We start from the raw sequence: 25,134 nt of genomic DNA, 5'->3' as shown, positions 1-25,134 counted from the left end.
GCGGCCCGTCGCACCGGCCGTGAGAGCATCGCCCGGTGCGCGGACTGACGGTACTGGGGACATGCGGGGCCTGGCCCGAGGCGGGCCGGAGCGCCAGCGGCTTCCTGCTGGAGTACGACGGGTTCCGGCTGGTGCTGGACCTGGGCTACGCGACCTTCCCGCGGTTGCTGGAGCACTGCCCGGGCGGCCGGGTGGATGCGGTGGTGATCACCCATGAGCACCCGGACCACTGCGCCGACCTCAGCGCCCTGTGCCGGGCACGCTACTTCGCGGCGGACCGGGGCGCCCAGGTGCCGCCGCCCCGGATTCCGCTGTACTGCCCGCCCGGCGTGATCGGGCGGGTCCAGGCGATGGAGCCGACCGAGGACCTGGCGGAGGTCTTCGGGATACACCCGCTGCCGCCGACTCCGTCGAGCCACCGGGTCGGCCCGCTCCGGCTCGACACCGAGCCGCTGCCGCACCACGTGCCGCACGCGGGCGTGCGGCTGACCGCGCCGGGCCTGACCCTCGCCTACAGCGGCGACGCCGGACCGGACCCCGCGCTGGCCCGACTGGCCGCCGGGGCGGACCTGTTCATCGCCGGGGCCACCCTCCAGGGCGCCTCCGCCGAGGGCGACGACCCGCACCTGATGCGCGCCGCGGAGGCCGGCGCCTCGGCCGCCCGGGCCGGGGCCGCGCGCCTGCTGCTCACCCACTTCTGGCCCGGCGACGACCGCTCGCGCTCGACGGCCGAGGCCCGCGGCACCTTCCCGGGCGAGGTGATCGCCGCGACGGAGGACCTGGTGCTCACCTTCCCGCCCGCCGACGCCGGGTAGTGGCGTCGCCCGGGCGGACCTCCGGGGCCGCTCGCCTCACCGGCGGACCTCCGGGGCTTCTCGCCTCACCGGCGCGGTGGTCAGTGGAAGTCGAAGGAGGCGGGTGCGGTCCCGGCGCGGGCGGCGAGATAGACGGGCCAGGCGAGGGCGAGGTCCTGCCAGGGGAGGCCGATCGGGGCGAACACCGTGGGCCGGTCGCCCTGGTGGGCGGGGGCGATGCCGCGCAGGACGTCCGCGAGGGGGGTCGCGGCGGACGGGGGGAGCGCGGCACCGTGCAGGACGCCGGACGTGGCGGCGAGGGCGGCGTCGTCCACCACGAGGCGGCTCACACGGAGCAGGGCGGGGGAGAGCTCGGTCTTGCCGGGCTCGTCGAAGCCCAGGCTGGTGAGGTGGAGCCCCGGCCGCAGGACGTCGGCGTCGAGCAGCGGGTCGCGCGACCAGGTCGCGGTGATGACGATGTCCGCCGCCTCGACGGCCGCCCGGGCGCTCGGCACGGGCTCGCCGAGCGCGGCCGCCCGGGCCGGGTCGAGGTCGTACGCGACCACCTTGCCGATCGGCCGCAGGCTGCGCAGCGCCTGGAGGGTGGTCCGGCTCTGGGCGCCGGCGCCGATGACGGCGACGCTGTCGGCGCTCGGCGGTGCGAGGACGTGGGTGGCCAGGGCGGCGGCGAGTCCGGTGCGCCAAGCGGTGACCGAGGCCGAGTCGAGCAGGGCCAGCAGTTCGCCGTCGGCCAGTGAGTGCAGGCAGACGATGCCGCGCAGCGCGGGCGAGGCACCCGGGAACTTCGCGTTGACCTTCACCGTGTACGCGGGGACGTCGGGGAGCAGGCCGGGGATCAGACACACGGCCGTTCCGGGGCCGGGCAGTCGGGTGCCCACCCGCTGGGCGGCGGGGGGCCGGGCGGCGGTGCGGAACCCCGCGTCGAGGGCGGCCAGGACGGTCGGCACGTCCAGTGCCGCCTCGACATCGGCGCGGGAGAGCAGCAGGGTCATGAGGGGCTCCTCCTCCTGGCATCGGGGGTGGACGCACAACGGGGGTGGTGACCGTTTCCACGGTCACCACCCCCGAGGGATGGAGCGCCGGGCCCGAATCGAACGAACCCTTCCCGCTGAAAGCGGGCGTGCTACCACTGCACCACCGACGCCTGGCCGACCCGGCCGTCCGGCCGCTTCCGCAGCCCGCCCTGTCGACGGGGTAAAACGTACCAACGGATGATCGAAAAGCGAAATCGCCCCGAACGCCGGGCTCGTGACGGAGCGAGGGTGGCCCGGCCCGGCGGGTCAGTTCGGGAACAGCAGGGCCGGGCGCGGGCCGCCCCGGCGGTGGAGGCGGCGCAGGAAGCCGAGCACGCCGGGCGTGCCGACGGCCCAGGCGGCGGACTCGGCGGCGGGGTCGTTGCCGGGCAGCAGCGGGCGTCCGGGCGGGCCGCCCGCGCGGCTCAGGATCAACCCGGCGACCTCCTCCGCGGCGTGCCAGTGGCGTTCCTCCCCGGTTGCCACGGCCAGGTCGACCAGGAGTTCGCCGACGCCGGCGAGGCCGCAGCACTGACCGGTCATGCCCATCCTCGGCGCGAGTGCGCGGCAGGCGGCCGCGGCCTCGTCGGCGCGGGCGGTGAACACCTCCTCGCCGTAGTGGCGGCCGGCCTGGAGGAGGGTGGTGCCGAGACCGGCCAGGCCGCGGCACCAGGAACCGTAACGGCGGGTAGCGCCGGGGTGGGCGGCGGCGGCCGCGAGTCGGGGGAGCTCGGCGGCGAGTCCGTCCACGAGGCGCCGGGTGGCGGCCGCGGTCGCGTCGCCCGCGTGGCCGTCGGGCAGGGCGAGGAGGAAGTGGGCGAGGCCGGCCCGGCCGTGGGCGAAGCCCTCGATGAGCGCCGCGGTCCCCGGACCGGGCGTCTCCCGGGGGTCGGTGGGGTGGCCGTCGGTCAGTCGTCGGGCGCACGCTGCCGCTGCGGCGAGGTGCCGTTCCGCCTCCTCGGGGCGGCCGTCGGCGCGGGCCAGGCGGGCGAGCAGCAGGTGGGCGGTGCCGAGGCCGGCGGCGCCGGAGATCTGGTCGGCGTGCGAGGCGTCGGCGGATGGGCCGGCGCCGTGCGGGTGGTCGGTCGGCGGAGTGTCGGTCTGCGGGGTGTCGCCCGACAAGTCGCCCGACAAGGGGAAGCGGGTGGCCGGTGGTTCGGTGCCGAGCAGGTGGGCCGCCTGGGCGAGGAACAGGTCGACGCCGGCCCGGCCGTCGTACAGCCCGGGGCCGAGCCGGTCGAGTGCGGGGTGGGTGGCCGTCCAGCGCGCCAGCGCGGTGGCGGCCGCGCGGGCGTCCGGGCGGTCGGGGTGCTGGAGCAGTTCGAGGCCGAGGCCGGCGGCGCCGTCGTAGTAGGAGAGGAGGGCGCGCGGCTTCCCGCGCCCGGTGGCGGCGTTGACCAGGTCATGGGCCATCCGGACGCAACGGGTGAGGGTGTGGTCGACGAGCCCGGCCAGCCGGTCCCCGGTGGCCTCGGGCGGGCGGAGGGTGGCGGCGGCGGGCCGGACGGCGGTGCCGCGCCGCAGGTCCGCGGCCGTGGCGGTCCGTTCCCCGGCGTCGAGGCTCAACAGGCCCGCCACCAGCGCCACTGCCGCGGCCGTCGACGCCCGGTGTCCGGTGAGCACGCCGGCCAGGCCGGCGAGGGTGCGCGCGCGGTTGGTCACCGGGTCCGGGTCGATCACCACGGGGTCGAGGCCGGTCGCGGCGTAGTGCAGGGTGGCGCCCAGGGAGTAGTAGTCGTCGGCGGGGTGGGCGTCCGTCGTGCCGGGCAGGCCGTAGCCCCGGGTGGCGCCCTCGGGCCGCTCGCCGGCGAGGGCGCTGACGCCGAAGTCGACGAGCGAGCAGTCGCCGGAGGTGTCGATCACGACGTTGGCCGGTTTGAGGTCGCAGACGACCACGCCGCGGGCGTGCACGGTGTCCAGGACCGCCAGCAGGCCGCGGGCCAGTGCCCACCAGTCGCGGCCGGTCCCGGTCCCGCTGTTGCCGTTCCCGTTGTTGCCGTTCCCGACGCTGGCGTTCCCGCCGCGGCTTCCGGGGGCGGCGGAGGTGTCGTAGGGGCCGTCGGCGAGGACCGTGCGGCGCAGGTCGCGCGGCCCGCGGGCGGTGCTCACCAGGTACTCGTCCTCGCCGTGCCGGAAGTAGTCGACCAGGTGCGGTACGCCGGGCACGCCCGCCAGCGCGGCCAGTACCCGCCGCTCGTGCCGGAGCCGGCCGCGCGCGTCGATACCGGACGGGTCTTCGGCGACGAAGGCCCGGGCCTGTTTGACCACCAGCTCGCGCCCGGTGGCGAGTTCGACCGCGCGGTAGACGTGTCCGACCGGCGAGCGGGTGATTCCGGCGGTGATCCGGTAGCGGCCGTCGCCGATCCGGGTGGTCGCGGTCCGGCGGGGGGCGCGGGCGGCGAACGGGTCCACCGCCCAGGGCGGTTGGCGGTAGGCGCCCTCGGCGAGCCCCGGGAAGGACTCCCCGGCGGGGCCGGTCATGACGAGGTCGCGGTCGGCGGTGCCGATCCGGAACGGGCCGTAGCGGTAGTAGACCGGGGCGTCCGCCCGCAGCCGGCGGTCGCTGACCACCCGCGGTCCGGGGTGGCCGGCCAGCAGCTCGGCCAGTTCGGCGGCCAGTGGCCCGATCGCGTCGGGCGCCGGATAGACCGTGACGGCCTTGCCGACGCCCGCGGGGCCGCGGAGCCCGGAGTTGAGCGCCCGCAGCGCGGGGACGCCGGCGGCGAACTTGGCGTCGCAGGTGTGGCGGAGCAGGACGGGGACCACCAGGTCGAGCAGCTCGGGGAGCCGGTCGGGGCGGGTGGAGACGTGCAGCTTCCAGCCGTGCGGGAGGTGCGGCATCCCGGGGTCGTGCAGGTAGAGCCAGTCGTCGCCCTCGTGCACCCGGCGGTGCGCGCCCGCCGGGCCGGCCAGGTGGGCCGCGATCCGGGCCCGCAGGTCTTCGGCCGAGCCGGGGCCGGGCCCCGGGGTCGGCGGTGTCGTCCTCGTCACTGCTCCACCACTCCCTGGGGTCGCCCGGGCCGGGGCCGGGTTCGGTGCGGCCGCCGGGCGGAGCTTCCGCCCGGCGGCCACGTCCTGTCGCAACCGGCAGCGTCGGGCTACCGGTCGGTGCGGGTCAGGAGTTGAACGCGCACTCGTACTGCGTCGGAACGTAGGTGACCCAGACGTCGTCGATACACGCCACGGGGGCGAGGTCGGCGTCGAGCTCGTCCTCGAAGGCGATGATCTCGTCGTCGATGTCGAGCAGTCCGGCGTCGCGGATGTCCAGGACCTGTGCGCTCATGGCTGGTTCCTCCCATGCGGGTTGAAGGCGGTGTGCCGACGGCATGCCCATGCTAGCCATCAAGGAACATTCACAAAAGAGGTGCAAGGTCGTCACATTCATGACGCCAGGTGAAGGTTTCGGAGGGCGGAAGGTTCGGCGGGGGGTGAGGTGTCACATCGCGCCGATCGTGCCCGGCGCCGAGGCTCGCGGTGCTACGGTCGGATCATGTCCAAGAGTGAAATCGACCAGCTGACAGCGGAGTTCTTCGGCGCGTTCGACAACCGGGACGGCAACGGCGCCGACGTGGCGCGGCTCCGCCGGCTGATGCTCCCGCAGGGAGTGATCGTCAGCACCGGCCCCGAGCTCACGGTCTACTCGGTGGAGGAGTTCATCGAGCCGCGCGAGCGCCTGCTGAGCGACGGGCGGCTGGTGGACTTCTCCGAGTGGGAGACCTCGGAGCGGACCGAGATCGCGGGGGGCGTCGCCTCCCGGTTCGGCGAGTACCGCAAGTCCGGGGTGCTGAACGGCGAACCGTACGAGGGCGGCGGGACCAAGACCATCCAGTTCGTCCGGACGCCGGAGGGCTGGCGGATCGCGGCGTTCTCCTGGTCCGATCGGCTCTGACGGAGCATGCGGCCGGTTCCGGTCGGAATCCGATCGAATTCCGACAGGAACCGACGGCAATAAATCATTTCCTCGTCAAATTTGACCGGGCGAGGGAAAGGCAATAATTCACTGGCGAATTGCCGGTAATGGCCAGTACGCTCACGGAGCATCAGTTCGGGAGCTGTGACCGGGCCCCCGTGCTGTGCGGACGGGAGGTTCCTGGTGATCGATCTGCTCTTGTACCCCCACTGCGACCTGCACCTCTCCCTGAGCGGCACGCCACCGCTCAAGCCGGTGCTGCTCACCCGTGACGCACCGGCTGCCGGTGCGGTCCAGTTCGTGCTCACGCCGATTCCGCTCACCGACTGGGACATCGACTTCTTCGCCCCGCACAACACGAAGGGCTTCCGCTTCACCGGCATCCCCGTGTTCGACAGGTCGACCGGGGTGATCACCGCCACCACGCCCGGCGTCTTCCTCTTCCAGGCCCACACCAAGACGAATCACATCGTCGGCAGGCTCCAGGTGCACCGCTCGATCGTCGGCTGGTGGTTCGGCAACGACTCGATCACCACCCCGCTCGACCGCACCCTCGCGCACACCCAGCCGTCGATCTACGCGAAGTTCAGCGACGACGCCGACGTCGGCACCGACCTGATCGGCGACATCACCGGCCACGGGTACGTCCAACTCGCCCCGGCGGCAGCCGACTCGGCCCGGATCGCGGTCAGCCCGCAGGGCCGAGTCCAGGGGCTCGTGGTGAGTCCGACCGCGCCGGCCGACACCCCGTGGACGCTCACCGGTACCCTGCCGGGCCTGGGCCCGCCGCAGGACCTCAAGGTCCGGGTGATCGACTACACCGCCAAGTACCCGGTGGTCCAGCAGCAGGGCGGCGGGCTCGCCGGTCTCGACGACAAGCACAACGTGCTGTTCCTCGGGGAGGGCTTCCGCGCCCAGGACGAGGCGGTGTTCGACGAGATCGTCACCCGCGCCGTCCACGAGATGTTCGAGAAGCCTGCGCACGAGCCCTACGGCATCCTGCGCGGCAGCTTCAACGTCTTCAAGGCCTTCGCCCCCTCCCAACAGCGGGCCCTCACCTGCGGGTTCAAGATCGAGGACGGTTACGAGGAGGAGGTGAACGGCGAGGTCCTCGGAGCCGGCTTCCCCGTCCCGTTCAACGGGGACCTCGGCGCCGGGGGCTACACCGTGGAGGAGCTGGTCCAGCGGGTCGGACTGCCGATGCGCGGGGAGCACCGGGCCAACCTGCCGGACACCTGGGCCGGCCAGGACCTCAAGGACTTCAAGAAGAGCATGGTCGGCCCGGCGCTCGTCGAGCGCTGGAAGAAGCAGCAGTCGGTGGGGATCCCGCACGCCCGCGACACCTTCTTCGGCCTCCACCTGGGCGCCCGCCTCGCCGACCGGAGCTCCGGCAGCGGCCCGCCCGCGGAGAAGCCCTCCGCCACCGACCCGGTGAACGACGAGAAGGTCCGGACGTTCGTCGCCCGGCTGTACGAGTTCTACCAGAACGAGCCCACCCGCAACGTCACGCTCGACCCGCGCCGGCACCCGCCGGAGCTGTACCTCAGCGCCAGCTACGTCAACCCCGCCAACACCCTGCTGCGCTTCGTCAAGTGGCTGCGGCTCGGCGGCTCGACGATCGAGGTCGGCGAGCAGTGGCAGCCGGTCGACGGCGTGTTCCGGCCCAGCCGCGGCCTGATCGCCCTGATCGCCTACGACGACCTCGCCGGCGGGACCAACCTGAACGTCCGGACGGTCACCGCGCAGTCGGTGGGTGTCCAGACCAGCCTCGGCTACGTCTACGCCAGCGCCGCGGACCGGCGCCACCTGCGCCGTGCCACACCCGACCGGATCGAGGTGGACCACGACGACGTGGTCCAGACCGTGGCGCACGAGTTCGGCCACAGCTTCAACCTGGGCGACGAGTACGAGTACTTCGGCGGCGACGGCGGCGGCGCCGCGCAGACCACCGAGATGTCCGAGGACAACCTGGCGGCGCGCGGCTTCCTCCACGTCGCCGGCGAGCCGGACGACCACATCAACCCGGACGCGGTGAAGTGGTTCAAGCTGCCCCGCATCCGCACCGCCTCGGCCCTGCTCCAGGACTCGGTGAACGTCACCAGCCCGGTCCGCGGCGTCAAACTGGTCGTCGGCCCGCGCAATCTGGCCGAGTGGGAGCTGGCCAGGAAGGAGTTCTCCGAGGTACGGCTGCGCGCCTTCGGCCTCCTGCCCCCCTATGGCCAGCAGTTGCCGCTGCCCTCCAAGCCCCAGGACTACCTCGAAGGCCTGATCGTCGGCGCGGTCCTCCCCGGGGAGGGCGCGATCATCGTCTCGCGCGCGGGCTCCCAGCCCTTCCCGACCTTCGTCAAGGGCTCGCTCGCCTTCGTCCCGCTGAAGGACAAGCAGCACCGGGTGCTCCAGGTCGTCGAGCCGAAGGTGCTCACCTTCCTCCAGACGAGCCACCTCCCGATGAACCAGGACCGGGACACCACCAAGAAGAACGACAAGGACGACAACCCCGTCGCCATCCCGGACTTCAGCCCGCCATGCCACGCCGCCCGGCTGATCGGCGTCTACGAGGGCGGCAACCACTACGCCGAGGCCTACTACCGCCCGACCGGCCGCTGCAAGATGCGCAAGAGCTCCGTGGACTTCTGCCACGTCTGCGCCTGGCTGATCGTCAACCGGGTCGACCCCGGCTCCCACGCCCTCCTCGACAAGGACCGCTACCCCGAGTCCAAGAAGGAGGCGAAGAAGCATGAGTGAGCCGGGCACCTTCGAGCGGATCCTGGCCGAGGTCGGGCAGGCTCTGCTGCCGCTGCGCGAGGCGCTGGCGACCCCCGCCGCGTTCAGCGCCCTGCTGCGCCGGCTCGGCTGGCTCGCCGACGACATCCCGCCGCCCTTCGTCGACCTCCGCAACGGCGTCGAGGCCCTCTACGACGCCCTGCGGTCACTGCTCGGCGACGGTGGCCTCAACCTGGGCGGCAGCGCCGGTGACGGCGGCGCCGGCGCGAGCGGCTCGTTCTCGGCGGACGCCGGCAAGCGCGCGGTCGGCGCCCTGCAGAGCCTCATCAAGGCCATCCACGCGATCGCCGACGCACCGGCCTCCGCGATCCCCGCTGCCCTGCGCGCCGACAACTTCCCCGCGCTCTTCCCCGGCCAGCTCCTGGACCACCTGGTCATCGGCTACCTCCAGCGCTACCACCCGGAACTCGGCTTCGCCCTGCGCGCCCTCGGCATCGTCAAGGCCCGCTACGCCCCGGCGACCGGCGGACGCCCGCCGTACATGCACCTCTCCCTCGACCTCGGCGAGCTGCCGCAGGCGCTGGCCGACCCGGGGAAGGTGCTCCGGAACGCCTACCACTGGGGCGAGCCGGGCTTCGACCACCCCGCGCTGCTCTCCCAGCTCGACAACCTGCTGCGGGCGATCGGCGCCGACGTCGAGGTCGAGACCCTGCCCGACACCACCGCGCTCGCCGTCCGGGGCACCCCGCCGGACCCGCTCGCCCCGCCAGCCAAGGCGCTGGCCGCCGTCCTCTTCGAACGTGTCCAGCCCACCAGCCGGCTGGCCGCCGAACTCCGGCTGCTGCCACTGCCCGCCGTCGGCGAAGCCCCGCCCGGCCTCGCGCTGTTGCCCGCCTTCGCCGGCCGCCAGGGCTTCCGCTTCGAGCTCGGACCCGACATCGCCGTCACCATCCGCAGCGACCTGGACCTCCAGGGCGGGGTCGCGCTGCTGGTACGGCCCGGCCGGGGCATCGAGATGGTCCTCGGCTTCGACACCCCCGGCACCCCGACCCACGCCAAGGGCGGGATCGACGTCCGGGTCGAGCGCTCCGGTCCGGCCGGGCAGCCGACCGTCCTGTTCGGCGAGGCCGGCGGCACCCGCCTGCAGTACCGGCGGATCGCCGGCGTCGGCGGGGTCCGCCTGGTCGGCGACGCGGTCGACTTCTTCGCCGAGTTCGACCTGGAGGGCCTGGAGTTCGTCCTCTCGCCGGCCGGCGCCGACGGCTTCGTCGCCGCCGTCCTGCCCAAGGACGGCTTCACCGTCGGCGTCGACCTCGCCGTCGGCCTCTCCTACCGGCAGGGCTTCTACTTCCGCGGCACCTCCAACCTCGAACTCCACCTCCCCGCCCACCTGGAGCTCGGCCCGCTGGAGATCCAGGGCCTGACCGTCTCCGCCTCACCCACCGCCGACAAGCTGCCCATCGGCCTCGGTGCCTCCTTCCGGGTCCAGCTCGGGCCGCTCACCGCCGTCGTCGAACAGATCGGCCTGACCGCCGACCTCGCCCTGCGGCCCAGGGGCGACGGCAACCTCGGCCCGCTCGACGTCTCACTCGGCTTCAAACCGCCCAAGGGCGTGGGCCTCGCCGTCGACGCCGGGCCGGTCAAGGGCGGCGGCTACCTCTACTTCGACCCCGAGCACGGCGAGTACGCGGGCGCCCTCGACCTGGAGTTCGCCGGCCTGGTCGAACTCAAGGCCATCGGACTGATCACCACCCGGATGCCGGACGGCTCCGACGGCTTCTCGCTGCTCATCGTGATCACCACCGAGTTCGGCGGCACCGGCATCCAACTCGGCTACGGCTTCACCCTGCTCGCGGTCGGCGGGGTGATCGGGCTCAACCGCGGCATGGACCTGCGGGCCCTGGCCGAGGGCGTGCGCACCGGAGCCGTCGAGTCGGTGATGTTCCCCAAGGACGTCATCGCCAACGCCCCCCGGATCCTCTCCGACCTGCGCCGCTTCTTCCCGCCCGAGCAGGGCCGGTTCCTGATCGGACCGATGGCCAAGATCGGCTGGGGGACGCCGACCCTGGTCAGCATCTCGCTCGGCGTCATCATCGAGGTCCCGCCCGGCAACATCGCGATCCTCGGCGTGCTGAAGTGCGTCCTGCCGAACAAGGAGCTCCCGCTGCTGGCGCTCCAGGTGAACTTCGTCGGCGCCCTGGAGGTCGACAAGTCCCGGCTCTGGTTCTTCGCCGAGCTCTTCGACTCGCACGTCCTGACGATGACCATCGACGGCGGGATGGGGCTGCTCGTCGCCTGGGGCGACGACCCGGACTTCGTCCTCACCGTCGGCGGCTTCCACCCCTCCTTCAAGCCGCCGCCGCTGCCCTTCCCGGTGCCCAAGCGGCTCTCCGTGGACATCCTCAACCGGCCCGGCCAACTCATCCGGGTCTCCGGCTACTTCGCGCTCACCAGCAACACCGTCCAGTTCGGCGCGGCGGCCGAGCTCCGGCTCGGCTTCGGCGGCTTCGGCATCGAGGGTCACCTCTCCTTCGACGCGCTGTTCCACTTCTCTCCGTTCGCCTTCGTCATCTCCATCTCCGCCGGAGTCTCGCTGAAGGCCTTCGGCGTCGGCGTGTTCGGCATCGACCTGCGGTTCGAGCTGGAGGGCCCGGCGCCCTGGCGCGCCCACGGCCGCGGCTCCATCTCCCTGTTGTTCTTCGAGATCTCCGCGGACTTCGACATCACCTGGGGCGAGAGCCACCACACCACCCTGCCCCCGGTCGCCGTGCTCCCGCTGCTGGCCGGCGAGATCGGCAAGACCGAGGGCTGGCAGACCAGGCTGCCCACCGGCGGCGTCAACCCCCTGGTCACCCTCCGCCGGCTCACCGACACCGAGCACCTGGTGCTCCACCCGCTCGGCACCCTGTTCGTCCGCCAGCGCGCCATCCCGCTGGACGTGCGGCTGGACCGGATCGGCGGGCAGCGGCCCGAGGACGGCCGGCGGTTCGCCGTCGAGCCCGCCGCGGACAGCGGCCTGGTCCAGGTCTCCGTCACCGGCGAGAAGTTCGCCATGGCGCAGTTCCAGGACATGGACGACGCCGCCAAACTCTCCCGCCCCGCCTACGAGAACCAGGACGCCGGCCTGGAACTCACGGCCGCCGCCGGCACCCTGCTCTCCCGGCGGGTGGTCCGCCGCAGCGCCCGCTACGAGATGCACGTCATCGACAGCGGGGTGCCCGCCCACCCCGCCGCCGCCCGCCGGGTCGTCCCGATGGCCGCCCGCTCCGCCGCCCCGCCGCGCAAGTACCACGAGGTCAGCCCCGCCGTCTTCGCCCAGCTGCTCCAGGGCAGCAGCACCAGCCGCTCGCCCCTCTCGCAGCGCGAGACCCAGCTGAGGCGGCCGTTCACCGCCGAGGAGACGGTGCGGCTCGCCGACCGGCGGTACGTCGTCGCCAACGTCCGCAACAACGTGCGGGCCTACCCGCCCGGCGGCGGCCTCTCCACCGCGACCTTCCGCAGCCGGACGACCGCGGAGGACGCGCTCGCCGAGTGGGTCGCCCGGGACGGCGGACTGGCGGGCGCGCTGCACGTCATCCCCGCGGAGGAGGCGGTGGGGGCGGGCGTCGCCCCGGGCGGCTGGACGGGCGCCGGCGCGCCGTCGACCCCGGCATGGGGTGCCGACGCGGTCCGCCTGACCGGCGGCCGGGTCCTGCTGGCCGGCGGCGCGGACGCGCGCGGGAACGCGCTCGCCGCCACCGCCCTGTTCGACCCGGTCGCGGGCGGCTGGGCGGCCGGCCCGCCGCTCGCCACCGCCCGCCGACTGCACAGCACCACCAGGACCGGCGACGGCCGGGTCCTCGTCGCGGGCGGCCGCTCCGACGCCGGTGCCGCAGCCCCGGACGTTCCGGATGTTCCGGACGCCGGCGCGGTGGCCGGGGGAGTGGTGGCCGATCCCGGCCTGCTCGTCACCGCCGAGCTCTACGACCCCGCCACCGACGCCTGGACCACCACCGTCAACGGCCTCGCCACCGCCCGGTACGGGCACTCCGCGACCGCCCTGGACGACGGCCGGGTCCTGGTGGCCGGCGGCACCGACGCCACCGGCCGGACCCTCGCCTCGGTCGAACTCCTCGACCCGGCCACCCGCACCTGGCACTCCGATCACCCGCCGATGACCGACGCCCGCACCGGCCACCAGGCCGTGCTGCTGCGCGACGGCCGGGTCCTGGTGGTCGGCGGCGCCCTGACCACCGGCGGGCCGGCCGCCGCCCTGGCGCACTGCGAGCTGTACGACCCGGGCACCGGGGCCTGGACCCCGACCGGCAGCCTGCTCACCGCCCGCAAGGGCCACCAGGCCGTCCTGCTGGCGGACGGCCGGGTCCTGGTGACCGGCGGCGACCCGGTCGCCGGACCGGGCCGGTACGACCCCGCCGGCCTCGCCACCGCCGAGCTCTACGACCCGCGGACCGGCGGCTGGACGGCCACCGCCCCGCTGCCCGGCGGCCGCACCCGGCACCGCTGCCTCGCCCTGCGCGACGGCCGGGTCCTGGTGATCGGCGGCACCTCGGGGCCCGCCCACCGGTCCGGGCACCGCACCGTCTCGGTCCTCGACCCGGCCCGCGGCGGCTGGACCGGCACCGGCGGTCTGGCCACCGGCCGGTCCGGCTTCGCCGCCGTCGAACTCGCCGACGGCCGCGTCCTGGTCGCGGGTGGCATCGCCGCGGCCGGCCCGGCCGCCCCAGGCCCCGACCCGCTCGACCTCGCCGCCGGCGCCGAGCTGTACCTCCCCTGACCGCTGTACGTCCCCTGAGTACGGAAGGCCCGCCGCGATGACCACTCCCACCGCCCTGACCGGCCCCAGCGTGGCGGCCGCAGCGACCTGGACGCCCGCGCACGACCTCGTCCGGCCGACCGCCTGGTCCGGGCAGCACGACGGCCCGGTGGTGCTCAAGGGCACCGGCAAGGTCCTGGTCGTCGGCGGCGCCGACGCCGCCGGAGCCTCGCTCGGCCAGGCGCTGGTCTACAACCCGGCCGACGACACCTGGAAGCCCACCGCCACCCAGCCCGCCCCCCGGCGGCTGCACACCGTCACCGGCCTCGCCGACGGCCGGGTCCTCGTCACCGGGGGCATCGGCGGCCCCACCGCGCCCGGTCTGGCCACCGCCGAGCTCTACGACCCGGCGACCGACACCTGGGCGTCCGCCGGTTCGATGAGCCAGGCCCGCTGGGGCCACAGCGCCGTCCAACTCCCGAACGGCAAGGTCCTGATCGCCGGCGGCACCGCCGTCCGGTCCGGCGGGACGACCAAGGCCCTGCGCTCGGCCGAGCTGTTCGACCCGGTCGCCACCACCGACGCCGCCCGCTGGACCTCGGCCGGCGAGATGACCGACGCCCGCAGCGGCCACCCCGCCGTGCTGCTCAAGGGCGGCAAGGTCCTCCTCGTCGGCGGCACCGTCCCGGTCGGCACCGGCCAGGACGCCGCGACCGCCTTCTGCGAGCTCTACGACCAGGACCGCAACAGCTGGACACCGACCGGCAGCCTGCTGCGGCCGCGCGCACTCCACCAGGCCACCGCGCTCTCCGACAGCACGGTCCTGGTGACCGGCGGCCGGGCCCCCGCGGCGGCCGACGACGGCACCTTCGACCCGCTCGCCCGCCGCACCACCGAGCGCTACGACCTCGCCACCGGCACCTGGACGGCCGCCAAGGAGCTCTCCGCCGGTCGCGCCGCCCACCGCGCCGTCCCGCTCGGCACCGGAAAGGTCCTGGTCATCGGCGGCACCGGCAGCGACACCGACGAAGCCGGCTACCGCAGCACCGCCCGCTACGACGACGCCGCCGACAGCTGGACGGCCACCCCCGGCCTGACCACCGGGCGCTGGGCCTTCGCCGCCGCCGTGCTGCCCGGCGGCAAGGTCCTGGTCACCGGCGGCGCCGCCCGCTCCGGCCTCGCCGCGGCCGATCCGACGGCCACCGAACTCACCGCCGCCACCGAGCTCTACGACGGGAGCGGGGCATGACCGCCAACAGCTACTCCTTCCTGCCCTGGCTGCGCTCCGGCATCGCCACCCGGATCACCGGCGACCCGGGCACCGCCAGCCGGGCCACGATCCAGGTCAGGCTCAAGCTCAGCGGCGAGTCCCTGACCGGCGGCCCGCTCGCGCCCCAATTCGTCGAACGGCCGGTCCAGCTCTACGGGCCGGGCGACATCCTCGGGGTCGACAGCCGGGCGATCTCCCGGCTGGAACCGCGCCCCGGCACCACCAACGTCGAGCCCAACTACCTGGCCCACATCGAGTTCTACGACGAGGACTTCCCCTGGCGGTACAGCCCGGCCGGACCGGAGGCGGGCACCGGGCGGCTCGCGCCCTGGCTCGCGCTGATCGTGCTGGCGGCGCGGGCCGACCCGGCGGGCGGACAGGTCGAGTTCGAGGAGGGCAGCGGCGGCGGGCCGCTCCCGTTCATCACCGTCAAGGACCAGCGCGCGCTGCCGCCGGCCGCCCAGCTCGGCGCCTGGGCGCACGTCCACGTCCACGGCTCGATCGACGACCCCGTCCAGCGGGACCTCACCGGCCCCGAGGACCAGGTGCTGCACACCCTCGCCGAGATCCTGCGGACCGACCCCGACCGGGCCTGCTCCCGGCTGGTCTGCCCGCGCCACCTGAGCCACGACCGGACGTACGAGGCCTTCCTGGTCCCGGCCTTCGAGACCGGGCGGCTGGCCGGGCGCGGCTTCGAACCGGGCGCGGCACCCGGGGCGCTGTACTCCAGCTGGGGCCCGGACTACGACGGCCGCAAGGGCGCCGGAGAGCTGCCGTACTACCACCGCTGGTCCTTCACCACCGGCTCCACCGGCGACTTCGAGTACCTGGTCCGGATGCTGACGCCGCGCCGCCCCGATCCCCGGGTCGGCCGCCGAGACCTCGACGTCCACCGGTCGGCCGGTCCGGGCCTGCCGGGCATCACCAGCCCGGCCGCGATCGGCGGCGTCCTGAAGCTCGGCGGGGCGCTCCAGCTGCCCGAACAGCCCGTCGACGCGTGGGAGAACTGGGACAACTGGTACGGCGAGGACCCGCCGGCCGTACCCTACCCGCACCCCTTCCAGGAGGCGCTCGCCCGACTGGTCAACCTGGCCGAGGCGTACCAGCAGCACACCCCGGCGGCGGCCCACGCCGCGCTGCCCGCCGAGCAGGCCCAGGCGCTGTCGGCGGGCGTCGACCCGGTCATCACGCCCCCGCTGTACGGGCGCTGGCACGCCCTCACCAACCGGCTGCTGAGCGACGCCGACGGCCATCCGGTCCCCTCGCCGGCCAATCGGAACTGGGTGCACCGGCTCAACCTCGATCCGCGCTACCGGGTCGCCGCCAACTTCGGCACCCAGGTGGTCCAGGCCCGCCAGGACGAGTTCATGGACGCCGCCTGGACCCAGATCGGCGACGTGCTGAAGGCCAACGCCAGGATCCGCGAGGCCCAGTTGGCCCGCGAGGTCGGGCACCGGATCCACGCCAAGCACCTGGCGCCGCCCGCCCCGCCGACCACGCCGCCGCCCACCGGACCGATCGCGGGGCCCGCCGCCGCGACGGGTGCGGAGCCCCCGACCCCGCCGCCCCCGCCGCCCACCGGCAAGTACCTGGCCCTCACCGCCCCGGCGCACCCGCGCGTCACCGCCCCCGCCCCGGTGACCGTCCTCCGGGCGGGCCTGGCCGCCGGGACGGTCACCGAGGACCTCGCGGTCGGTTTCCGGGTCGCGGGCAGCCAGATCGCGGCGGCCCCGCTGTCGGCCCCGATGCGGCGGATCACCCGGCCCGGCTCACGGCTGATCCGCGGGCTGACCTTCCCGGCGGACAAGCCGCGCGAGGCGCTGCTGCCCCGGATGGACGCCCCCACCGGCGCGGTCACCGCCGCCCCGCCCAAGACCAGGCCCGCCGCCCTGATCACCCCGGCCCGGCTCGACCGGGAACTCCACCCGGTGATCGGCCTGGCCGATCCGGCGGATGTCGACGCGTCGGACCCCACCGACCCGGTCGGCTCGCTGCCGAAGAGCCGCGACTTCGTGATCAAGGAACTCGGCGACCCCGTCCCGCCGAGCACCGGTGGGGAGGAGGACAGCAAGGAGGCCGAGCGGTTCAAGGCCGCGCTGTCCGAGCTCCACGCGGGCTGGGCGTCGGCCGCGACCGTCGGCCGGCCCGCTCCCCGGGACCCGCTCGGCGTGACCGCCACCACCGGCGCCGTGCTGGAGCGCCTGCGCTCGGACACCACCGTGCCGAGGAGCCTGCTCGGCACCGTCGACCTGCCCGAGCGGCTGCGGCCGTTCGCCGAGCAGTTCATCGAGGCGATGGCCTATCCGGTGATCGACCTGCCGATGTACCAGTCGCTGCTCGACCTGTCGGTGGACGTTTTCGCCCCCAACCTCGGCCTGGTCCCGGCCAACTCGATCACCCTGCTCGCCAACAACCGCCGCTTCATCGAGGCCTTCCTCGTCGGCCTCAACCACGAGATGGCCCGGGAGCTGCTCTGGCGCGAGTACCCGACCGACCAGCGGGGCACCCCGTTCCGCCAGTTCTGGGACCCGCGCGCCGTCCTCTCCCGGCCCGGTGAGACGCCCGGGCAGCGGCGTGAGCGGCTCTACGACATCCAGCCGGTGCACACCTGGGGCCCGGCCGCCCTGCTCGGTCAGAACGACAACCGGCAGCGCCCGAGCACCCACCAGAAGGAGGACCTGATCCTCGTCATCCGCGGCGAGCTCCTCAAGAAGTACCCGAACGCCGCGGTCTACGCGCACCGCGCCGCCTGGCCGCTGGACGACGACGGCAACCCGGTCACCACCGGGGAGCGCGTGCCCGCGCCGCTGCCCGACGAGGACCACCCGGGCCCGGACCTGGTCAGGTTGCCGCTCTACGAGGCCAAGGTGGAGCCGGACATCTACCTGCTCGGCTTCGACCTCGACGCCGCTGAGGCCCGCGGCAAGCCGCCCGGTGACCTCGGCTGGTTCTTCGTCATCAAGGAGCGCCCCGGCGAACCGCGGTTCGGCGTCGACGAGCCCGAGGGACCGCTGCCGCCGGTCGAGGTGTGGAACGACCTCAGCTGGCAGCACGTCGACCCCGACCACCTCGGCTTCATCGAGTTCGGCGACTCCACGCACGTGCGGCTCGCCGGGTTCGACGGCTCCGAGGACGACCAGGAGAAGCAGACCCAGCGCCTGGAGGACGCCCAGCTGCCGCCCTGGGACGCCCGGCTCGGCTCGGCCGACATCGCCTACATCCTCTTCCAGGCACCGGTCCTGGTCGCCGTCCACGCACAGGAGATGCTCCCGGTATGGCCGACAACGCCACCGACCACCCCGCCGACCACGCCACCGACGACGCCGCCGACGACGCCGCCGACGACGCCGTGACCGCGCCCCCGGCGCAGGCCACCCCAGCGAAGGCCACCCCAGCGAAGGCCATCCCGGCCCAGGCGGCCGCGGCCGACGCCCCGTTGAGCGACGACTACCCGGTCCTGCTCGGCCCGGTCCGGCTGGAGACCCGGTTCACCGAGGCCGAGCTGCTGATCCGGGTCTTCCCCGACGAGTGGTCGGTCGACGCCTTCGAGCCCCGGCCGAGCGAGGCCGAGCTCGGCGCGCTCGACGCCTACTGGACGGCGCTGTGGCGCACCGGCGGCGCCGCCGTCGGCGAGCAGGCCGCCTGGCGCGAGCTGACCGGCCGGATCGCGGCGGGCCGGGCCACCTGGCTGCTCGGCGAGCACCAGCCGGAGAACCCCGCCGACCGACCGACGAACGTCCCGGCCGGCACCACCGTCCTCGTCGTCCTGAGCGCCGCCGCCCTGCCTACGGCCGACCGCCAGCCCACCGTCGACTACTGGAGCGTCGTCTGGCGGGCCCACGGCGACCGGGCCGGGCTGGGCGCGGCCGAGGTCGCGCTGCTCGCCGCCGTCGGCCCGGCCCGGGCCGCGGCGATCCGCGCCCGCCGCCCGGCCGGCATCGAGGCGGCCCCGACCACCGCCGGCACCGACGTCCGACTCGCCTTCCTGGTCGTCCCGCGCCCGCCCGCGGCCGGCATCGCCCCGCAGTCCTGGACCACCGCCGCCCGGGCCACCCTGCTGCCCGACCGGTTCCGCTTCCTCGGCTGGGCCGGCGGCCGCAAGGTCTTCGACCTGGAGGGCGAGCCCGTCCCCGTGACCCTGGCGGTCAGCCCCGACCCGAGCGCCACCGACCGCATCAAGGTCGACGAGACCACCGGTGTGCTGCACATCCTCGACGACCTGAAGTGGCTCACCGAGTTCGGGCGCGCGGTGACCGACGGGATGGGCATCCGGATCCCGCGCACCGCGGCCCTGGCCGAGGGCCTCGACCGCCTGGTGGTCCTCGGCCTGCGCCGCCGGCCCACCGCCGAACAGACCGCCACCGACCTGACCGACCTGCTCACCCGGCAGCTCCGCAGCCCCGCCGGGCTCGGCCTGCTGCCCCAGGGCACGCCCACCAACAACACCGAGCAGGCTCCGGCCGGCCCGGCCGCCGGGGCCGGGACCGCCACCGGCCCGCAGTCCGCCGCCGCCCGCCAGGCCACCCCGACTGGGGCGGGCGGGCGCACCGACGGTCAGTGGTTCGCCGAACTGCTCGGTCTCGACCCGGCCGCGCTGGTCGGCCTGGCGCACGCCGACGCCACCGACCAGCGCGAGGCCCGCGCCGCCAACACCGCCCTGTGGCCCGCCACCTGGGGCTACCACCTCCAGACCATGCTCCACCCGGTGTTCGACCGGGAGGCCGTCGAGCAGACCCGGCGGTTCTTCGTCCGGCACGTCTCCGGCCGCGGCCCGCTCCCGGCGGTCCGGATCGGCCGCCAGCCGTACGGGATCCTGCCGACCACCGCGTTCAGCCGGCTCAGCTGGCCCGACCCCAACCCCGCCACCGGCACCGGCCCCACCGGCACCGGCCCGTCGGCCGTCGCCGAGGGCCCGCCCGTCGCGCACCGCCGTGCCCTGCACCACGTGCTCACCGTGATGGCCGCGGACTGGCAGGCCGCCGCCCGCAAGGTCTCCCACCTCGGCGGCGAGGTCACCGACGCGCACCAGCACCTGCTGGACATCCTCGCCCTGCACCCCACCTCCGCCGAGTACCACCAGCGCTACGCCCAGAGCGTCGAGGACATCTTCAACCGGGAGAACCTCGGCGCCCGCGGCTCCGCCGTCCTCCCCGCCCTGGAACGCCTCGACATGCCCGGCCCGATCCGCGCCCTGCTCACCCGGCTCGGCTACCCCGACACCGGACCCGGCACCAGCCGGGACCCGGACCTCGTCCGCCGGCTGTTCACCGACGTCCAGCACCCGCTGCTGGCCCCGCTCGTCGACGACCGCCCGCTCTCCGAGACCGCGCCCGTCCGCCCCTACACCACCGCCGGCGCCGGCTACCTGCGCTGGCTCGCCGCCCACGCGCGCACCGACCTGGAGGCCGTCCGCACCGAGTCCGGCTTCCCGGCCGACGACCGGCCCGCCGCCCTGCTCTACCTGCTGCTGCGGCACGCCCTGCTGCTCGGCTGGGCCGACGCCGCCACCGAACTCGCCATCGCCCGGGGCATCGCGACCCCGGCCGAGATCGCCGCCACCGACCCGGCGTTCATCCACGTCCGGCTCCCGGCCCAGGGCCAGAGCATCCCGAGCGAGAGCCGCTTCCGACGGCTCTACTCGCCCTCTCCCGCGATCACCGGCGACCCGCGCCGACTGGTCGTCGACCACATCCCGCGGGCGCTCGCCGCCCAGCCCGCCGACCCCGCCACCGCCCGCCTCGCCGAGCAGGCCGAGGCCCTGGACACGCTCGCCGACCTGCCCACCGCCCGGCTGGAGCGCCTCCTCGCCGAACACCTCGACTGCGCCACCTACCGGCTCGACGCCTGGCGGCTCGGCCTGGCCAACGAACGCCTCGCCGAACTCCGCTACGGCCCGGCCGGCACCGCCCCCGCCAGCCGCGGCCTCCACCTCGGCGCCTACGGGCGACTGGAGGACATCCGCCCCCGCGACACCCGCAAGCTCACCACCGTCACCCCGCCCGCCCCGCTCGCCGAGGTCTTCAAGGGCACCACACCGCTGCTGCACGACGCCGACAACGGCGGCCACCTGCACGCCCCGTCACCCGCCCAGGCCCGCACGGCCGCCGTCCTGCGGGCCGGCTACCTCGCCAACGGCTCCAAGCAGAACCCCGGCTCCTTCGCCGTCAACCTCAGCTCCGCCCGGGTCCGCACCGCGCTCGGCATCCTCGACGGCATGCGCCAGGGCCAGTCCCTCGGCGCCCTGCTCGGCTACCGCCTCGAACGCGCCCTGCACGACGCCCACGAACGGGCCGAGGTCGACATCCTCATCTCCGCCCTGCGGCTGGTCTTCCCGCTGCGCGCCGGGCGGATCGCCCAGACCGTCCCGCACCAGGCCGACCGGCCCGACCCCGCGAAGCCCCTCGCCATCGAACAGATCGAGGCCCGCAACGTCGTCGACGGCCTCGCCCTCGTCCGGCACATCACCCGCACCGACGTCCCGGACACCTACCCCTTCGGCCTCGGCACCGCCCTGCCCGCCGCCGGCGACGACCAGCGGACGGTCGTCAACCGGGCCGTCCGGGGCCTGCTCGACATCCACGACGCGCTGGCCGACCTCGCCGTCGCCGAAGGCACCCACCAAGCCCTGCTCGGCAACACCGAACGCGCCTCCGCGACCCTGGACGCCTACGCCAAGGAGGGCCTGCCGCCCGAACCGGCCGTGATCCACACCCCGCGCAGCGGCACCACCCTCACCCACCGGTTCGGCCTGCGCCTCACCCCGGGCCTCAAACCCGACAACGGCGCGCCCCCGTTCAGCCACAACAACCCGCGGGCCCAGGCCGAACCCGCCGTCAACGACTGGCTGCCGAGCCTCCTCCCGCCACCCGCCTCCGTGGTCGCCCAGGTCACCTGGACCGACCCGGTCAGCGGCCGACCGCGCGCCCGCGCCGTCAGCCAGGCCGACACCGGCCTCCAGCCGATCGATCTGCTCTGGGCCCTGCGCCCGGTGGGGGAGGGCGCCATGACCGACCTCGACGACCGGATCACCGGCGTCGTCCTCGCCAAGGACGACCCCCGCCCGGACGCCGAACTCACCATCCGCTACACCGAACGGGTGGCCGGGAAGACCACCTTCTTCGAGCTCTCCCCGCTGGTCGCCGCCCTGCGCAGCCTGCTCACCACCGCCCGCCCGCTGCGCCCCAGCGACCTGGTGCCCGCCGCCGGCGCCACCCCCGTCGACCGGGCCGCCGACGCCGCCGTCTCGCTGCCCCGGGACCGCCCGGTCGCCGTCCACGACGCGCTGGACGGCCTGGGCCGCGCCCTCGCCGACTACCTCGCCGCCCTCCGCCCGCTCTACCCGCCCGGCGCCGACCCCCGCCGCGCCGACCTGCTCGCCCGGATCGACACCCTGCTCACCGGCTACGCCGGCCTGGTCACCACGGCCGCCGGCTTCGGCATGGTCCGCAGCGGCTGGGGCGAACTCGCCCAGTGGCGGCGCGGCGTCTTCACCGACGTCCTGGCCGCCGTGGCCGAGACCGCCCAGCGGATGGGCCGCGCCCTCGCCCAGGCCGACGCGCTGCTCGCCGCCTACAACGCCCTCCCCGCCGGGACCTCCGACGCCGAGCGCTTCCACCTGCTCCAGCAGGCCGAACGCCTCATCGCCACCAAGCCCACCACGCCGCTGCCCAGCCGCCCCGCCACCTTCCGGGCCGTCGTCCTGAACCGGCGCCAGGCCTTCGACGCCCGGCTGCAAGCCCTCAAGGCCGAGGCCACCACCACCCGCACCACCCTCAGCGGGCTGCTCGCCGAGGTCGCCGGCAAGCTCCCGCTCACCGACTACGACCCCACCGGCCTCGACCTCAAGCCCTACCAGGACCGGGTGATCGCCTTCGGCCGCGACCTGCTGGACCGCGCCGAGGCCCTGAGCGCCGAGATCGACAGGCGGCTCGAAACCGCCGGCCGCGCGCTGCGGGACCACGACGCCGCCGCCCCCGGCCCCGACCGGGTCGAGGCCGCGCTCGCCGTCCTCAAGGCACTCCTCGGCGAGGACGTCCTCGCCGTCCCCGAGTTCACCCCCGACGCCCAGCTCGCCGCCGACTGGAAGAAGGCCCGAGACGACAGCGCCGCCCTGGTCCGGCACCTCACCCAGCCGCCGTTCTCCCGGGACTTCCCGGTCGACGACTGGGCCCACGGCATCGCCCGGGTCCGCGAGCAGCCGCGCCGCTGGGAGCAGACCGTCCTGCTGAGCGACGCCCTGCGCGGCCCCGGCGGACTCCTCGGCGAGCTGCTCCCCGGCCGGGACCCGCAGCTCGTCCCCGTCCAGCTGCCCTACCGGCCCGAGGACCACTGGCTCGGCATGGAGTTCCGGCCCGGCACCGCCATCACCGAGGACAAACTGCTGTTCACCGCCCACTACGCGCCCGACCCGCTGCTCGGCCCCGTCACCACCCAGGCCGGCCTGCTGTTCGACGAATGGACCGAGGTCATCCCGGCCGAACGCGAGACCACCGGCATCGCCGTCCACTACGACGGGCCGGACTCCGAACCGCCCCAGACGATGCTGCTCGTCGTCCCGCCCACCCGCACCGGCGCCTGGAACACCGACGACCTGCTCGCCGCCGTCGAGGAGACCTTCGACCTCGCCAAGGCGCGGGCGGTCGAACCCGCCCACCTCGACGACACCGCCTACGCCCAACTGCTCCCGGCCACCGTCCTGTCCGCGACCCGGCAGCCGATCACCATCTCCACCGATCTCGCCGTCGCCAACCAGCGCTGGAAGGCCGCCCATGACTGAGCCCCGCATCGACGACCTCGCCAAGGCGATCGCGGACCGCGAACCCGCGGCCGTCGGGGTCTGGAACCGGCTGGAGGGCCGCCCGCGCACCACCGACTTCGACCGCGCCCTGCGCGCCGAGATCCGTGACCCGCTCTGGCTGCTCACCCGGCAGTGGCAGCTCGGCGAGTTCCGCGGCACCGACGCCGGCTCACCCGTCACCGCCACCTACTCCGTCGCCGGGGCCCCGCCCAGCCGGTTCCGGCCCGCCACCACCGGCGGCGGGGCGAAGCCGCTGCCGCCCGACCGCCCGCTGGAGGCCGTCGCCGAACGGCGCCCGCTGCCGTTCGTCCTCGGCGCCGACCCGATCGCCTTCGACCTGCGGCTGGCCATCGGCCGCCGCTGGTTCAAGCTGCTCGCCCGCGACCCCACCCTCGGCGACCTGGTCTTCGACTTCCGCGGCCAGTACCTCCGGCGCTACCCGATCGCCCTGCCCGACCCCGAACGGGACACCGACGCCCCCAGGGTGGCCCACGCCGAGGTCTGGGCCACCCTGCAGGCCGTCGCCGGCCGCCGGATGGACGGCTACCTGCTCTACCGCCACATCAAGGACGGCGGCCGGGCCTCCGACGGCATCGACGACCTGCTCCACGTCCACTACCCGGCACTGGACGGCCTCGGCGCGAAACTGGTCGCCTGGTTCGACGATCTGATCGACCAGCCGGCCGGTGACGCCACCTGGGACCCGCGCCGCCTCGAACACCGCTTCTCGGTGGCGACCACCGCCCCCGACGGCCGCGAGACCGTCCTCACCGCGCCCGAGTACCCCGGCGGCGAACTCGACTGGCACGCCTTCTCAATCGACCCCGAGAACCCCGTCGGCGGCACCGCCCCGGCCCCGCCCCCGATCAACCGCACCGTCTTCCCCGCCCCCGTCCGCTTCTCCGGCATGCCGCTGCCGCGCTGGTGGGCGATCGAGGACGGCCGCACCAACTTCGCCGCCGTCGCCCCCGACAGCACCGACCTCGCCCGGCTGGTCTTCCTGGAGTTCGCGCTGGTCTACAGCAACGACTGGTACCAGCTCCCGTGCGACCTGCCCGTCGGCACCCTCGCCACCATCCAGGGCCTCGCCGTCACCGACGTGTTCGGCCAGCGGCTGTGGATCACCCCCGCCGGCACCGGCCGGGACGAGGACTGGCAGCGCTGGTCGATGTTCACCCTCGACACCCTCGGCGACGAGGACGTGCCCGCCGACACCCGGCTGCTCCTGCCGCCGAGCGTGCCCAAGGTCGCCGACGGGCCGCTCCTGGAGGAGGTGTCCCTGATCCGCGACGAGAACGCCAACCTCGTCTGGGGCATCGAACGCACCGTCCGCCTCCCCACCGGCGACGGCCGCCGGGGCAGCGAGGTCGCCGCCGAGATCCAGGCCCGGCACCTGCAACGGCACCCGCCCGCCGCCCCCGACGGGCCGCTCGCCGCGATCGGCTACCGGGCGATGAACTCCGTCCCCGAGCACTGGATCCCGTTCATCCCCGTCCACGTCCCCGGCGACAACCGCAGCATCCAGCTCCAGCGGGCGGCGATGCCGAACGTCGTCGGCGTCCTGCCACCCGTCCAGCCCCGCACCTCGCTGCTCCGCGAGGGCCTCGACGCCGCCGTCCCACGCGGGTACTTCGTCAACGAGGAGGAGGTCCCGCAGTCCGGCACCCGGCTCTCCGTCGCCTACAACCGCACCCGCTGGCGCGATGGGAGGGTCTGCGTCTGGCTCAGCGCCGCCCGGGGCGCCGGCCGCGGCGAGGGCTCCAGCGGCCTGGCCTTCGACCTCCTCGTCGACACGCCGCCCGCCCCGCCCGGTGGCCCGGCCGCGGCGGCGGGGTGACGGCGTGACAGCATC

Annotated in this window: 11 protein-coding genes and 1 tRNA gene; 8 read left to right on the top strand and 4 right to left on the bottom strand. The window is 74.8% G+C overall.

The features are described from left to right. Window positions 1–35 precede the first annotated feature (35 nt). Window positions 36–815 carry an MBL fold metallo-hydrolase gene (locus AB0N76_RS11385; RefSeq protein ID WP_363555655.1) on the top strand — a complete coding sequence of 260 codons (780 nt, stop codon included), beginning with the start codon at window positions 36–38 and terminating at the stop codon, window positions 813–815. Between the two features lie 80 nt (window positions 816–895). Here AB0N76_RS11385 and AB0N76_RS11380 read toward each other — a convergent pair whose 3' ends face one another. The 4 genes from AB0N76_RS11380 to AB0N76_RS11365 all read right to left on the bottom strand — a co-directional run bounded on the left by AB0N76_RS11380 (window position 896) and on the right by AB0N76_RS11365 (window position 5,111). Beyond that, window positions 896–1,807, bottom strand: a complete 912-nt coding sequence (locus AB0N76_RS11380; RefSeq protein WP_363555653.1) for an ornithine cyclodeaminase family protein — start codon at window positions 1,805–1,807, stop codon at window positions 896–898. Between the two features lie 80 nt (window positions 1,808–1,887). After that, window positions 1,888–1,959 (bottom strand) — tRNA-Glu (locus AB0N76_RS11375). A gap of 136 nt (window positions 1,960–2,095) precedes the next feature. Beyond that, on the bottom strand, window positions 2,096–4,819 hold the full coding sequence (gene lanL, locus AB0N76_RS11370) for a class IV lanthionine synthetase LanL (protein WP_363555651.1): 2,724 nt from the start codon (window positions 4,817–4,819) through the stop codon (window positions 2,096–2,098). Window positions 4,820–4,943: 124 nt separating this feature from the next. Continuing rightward, entirely contained in the window at window positions 4,944–5,111 is a 168-nt protein-coding gene (locus AB0N76_RS11365) for an SflA family class IV lanthipeptide (protein ID WP_363555649.1), read from the bottom strand. Between the two features lie 207 nt (window positions 5,112–5,318). On the opposite strand from AB0N76_RS11365, the gene AB0N76_RS11360 reads away from it, so the two are divergent. The 7 genes from AB0N76_RS11360 to AB0N76_RS11330 all read left to right on the top strand — a co-directional run bounded on the left by AB0N76_RS11360 (window position 5,319) and on the right by AB0N76_RS11330 (window position 25,119). After that, window positions 5,319–5,717, top strand: a complete 399-nt coding sequence (locus AB0N76_RS11360; protein ID WP_363555647.1) for a DUF4440 domain-containing protein — start codon at window positions 5,319–5,321, stop codon at window positions 5,715–5,717. 204 nt (window positions 5,718–5,921) lie between these two features. Then, window positions 5,922–8,483, top strand: coding sequence for a M64 family metallopeptidase (locus AB0N76_RS11355; RefSeq protein WP_363555645.1), 2,562 nt, complete (start codon window positions 5,922–5,924; stop codon window positions 8,481–8,483). Then, entirely contained in the window at window positions 8,476–13,236 is a 4,761-nt protein-coding gene (locus AB0N76_RS11350) for a DUF6603 domain-containing protein (protein WP_363555643.1), read from the top strand. The genes AB0N76_RS11355 and AB0N76_RS11350 overlap by 8 nt, the downstream gene beginning before the upstream one ends. A 37-nt stretch (window positions 13,237–13,273) precedes the next feature. Beyond that, window positions 13,274–14,464, top strand: coding sequence for a kelch repeat-containing protein (locus AB0N76_RS11345; RefSeq protein WP_363555641.1), 1,191 nt, complete (start codon window positions 13,274–13,276; stop codon window positions 14,462–14,464). Continuing rightward, window positions 14,461–17,838, top strand: a complete 3,378-nt coding sequence (locus AB0N76_RS11340) for a hypothetical protein (RefSeq protein ID WP_363555639.1) — start codon at window positions 14,461–14,463, stop codon at window positions 17,836–17,838. Before AB0N76_RS11345 ends, AB0N76_RS11340 begins: the two co-directional genes overlap by 4 nt. Next, window positions 17,760–23,261, top strand: a complete 5,502-nt coding sequence (locus tag AB0N76_RS11335) for a hypothetical protein (protein ID WP_363555637.1) — start codon at window positions 17,760–17,762, stop codon at window positions 23,259–23,261. Before AB0N76_RS11340 ends, AB0N76_RS11335 begins: the two co-directional genes overlap by 79 nt. Next, window positions 23,254–25,119: a hypothetical protein gene (locus AB0N76_RS11330; protein ID WP_363555635.1), complete on the top strand. Its 1,866-nt coding sequence runs from the start codon at window positions 23,254–23,256 to the stop codon at window positions 25,117–25,119. Before AB0N76_RS11335 ends, AB0N76_RS11330 begins: the two co-directional genes overlap by 8 nt. Window positions 25,120–25,134: the final 15 nt, after the last annotated feature.

The sequence above is a fragment of the Kitasatospora sp. NPDC093806 genome (assembly GCF_040683335.1).
Taxonomy (GTDB): domain Bacteria; phylum Actinomycetota; class Actinomycetes; order Streptomycetales; family Streptomycetaceae; genus Kitasatospora.
Note: the sequence above shows the minus strand (reverse complement) of the source record. Positions and strands in the feature narration are given on the sequence as shown.

Coding starts and splice junctions, on each gene's coding strand:
- AB0N76_RS11350 (WP_363555643.1), top strand. CDS start 8,476: ATGAGTGAGCCGGGCACCTTCGAGCGGATCCTGGCCGAGGTCGGGCAG.
- AB0N76_RS11335 (WP_363555637.1), top strand. CDS start 17,760: ATGGCCGACAACGCCACCGACCACCCCGCCGACCACGCCACCGACGAC.
- AB0N76_RS11365 (WP_363555649.1), bottom strand. CDS start 5,111: ATGAGCGCACAGGTCCTGGACATCCGCGACGCCGGACTGCTCGACATC.
- AB0N76_RS11360 (WP_363555647.1), top strand. CDS start 5,319: ATGTCCAAGAGTGAAATCGACCAGCTGACAGCGGAGTTCTTCGGCGCG.
- AB0N76_RS11345 (WP_363555641.1), top strand. CDS start 13,274: ATGACCACTCCCACCGCCCTGACCGGCCCCAGCGTGGCGGCCGCAGCG.
- AB0N76_RS11340 (WP_363555639.1), top strand. CDS start 14,461: ATGACCGCCAACAGCTACTCCTTCCTGCCCTGGCTGCGCTCCGGCATC.
- AB0N76_RS11380 (WP_363555653.1), bottom strand. CDS start 1,807: ATGACCCTGCTGCTCTCCCGCGCCGATGTCGAGGCGGCACTGGACGTG.
- AB0N76_RS11330 (WP_363555635.1), top strand. CDS start 23,254: ATGACTGAGCCCCGCATCGACGACCTCGCCAAGGCGATCGCGGACCGC.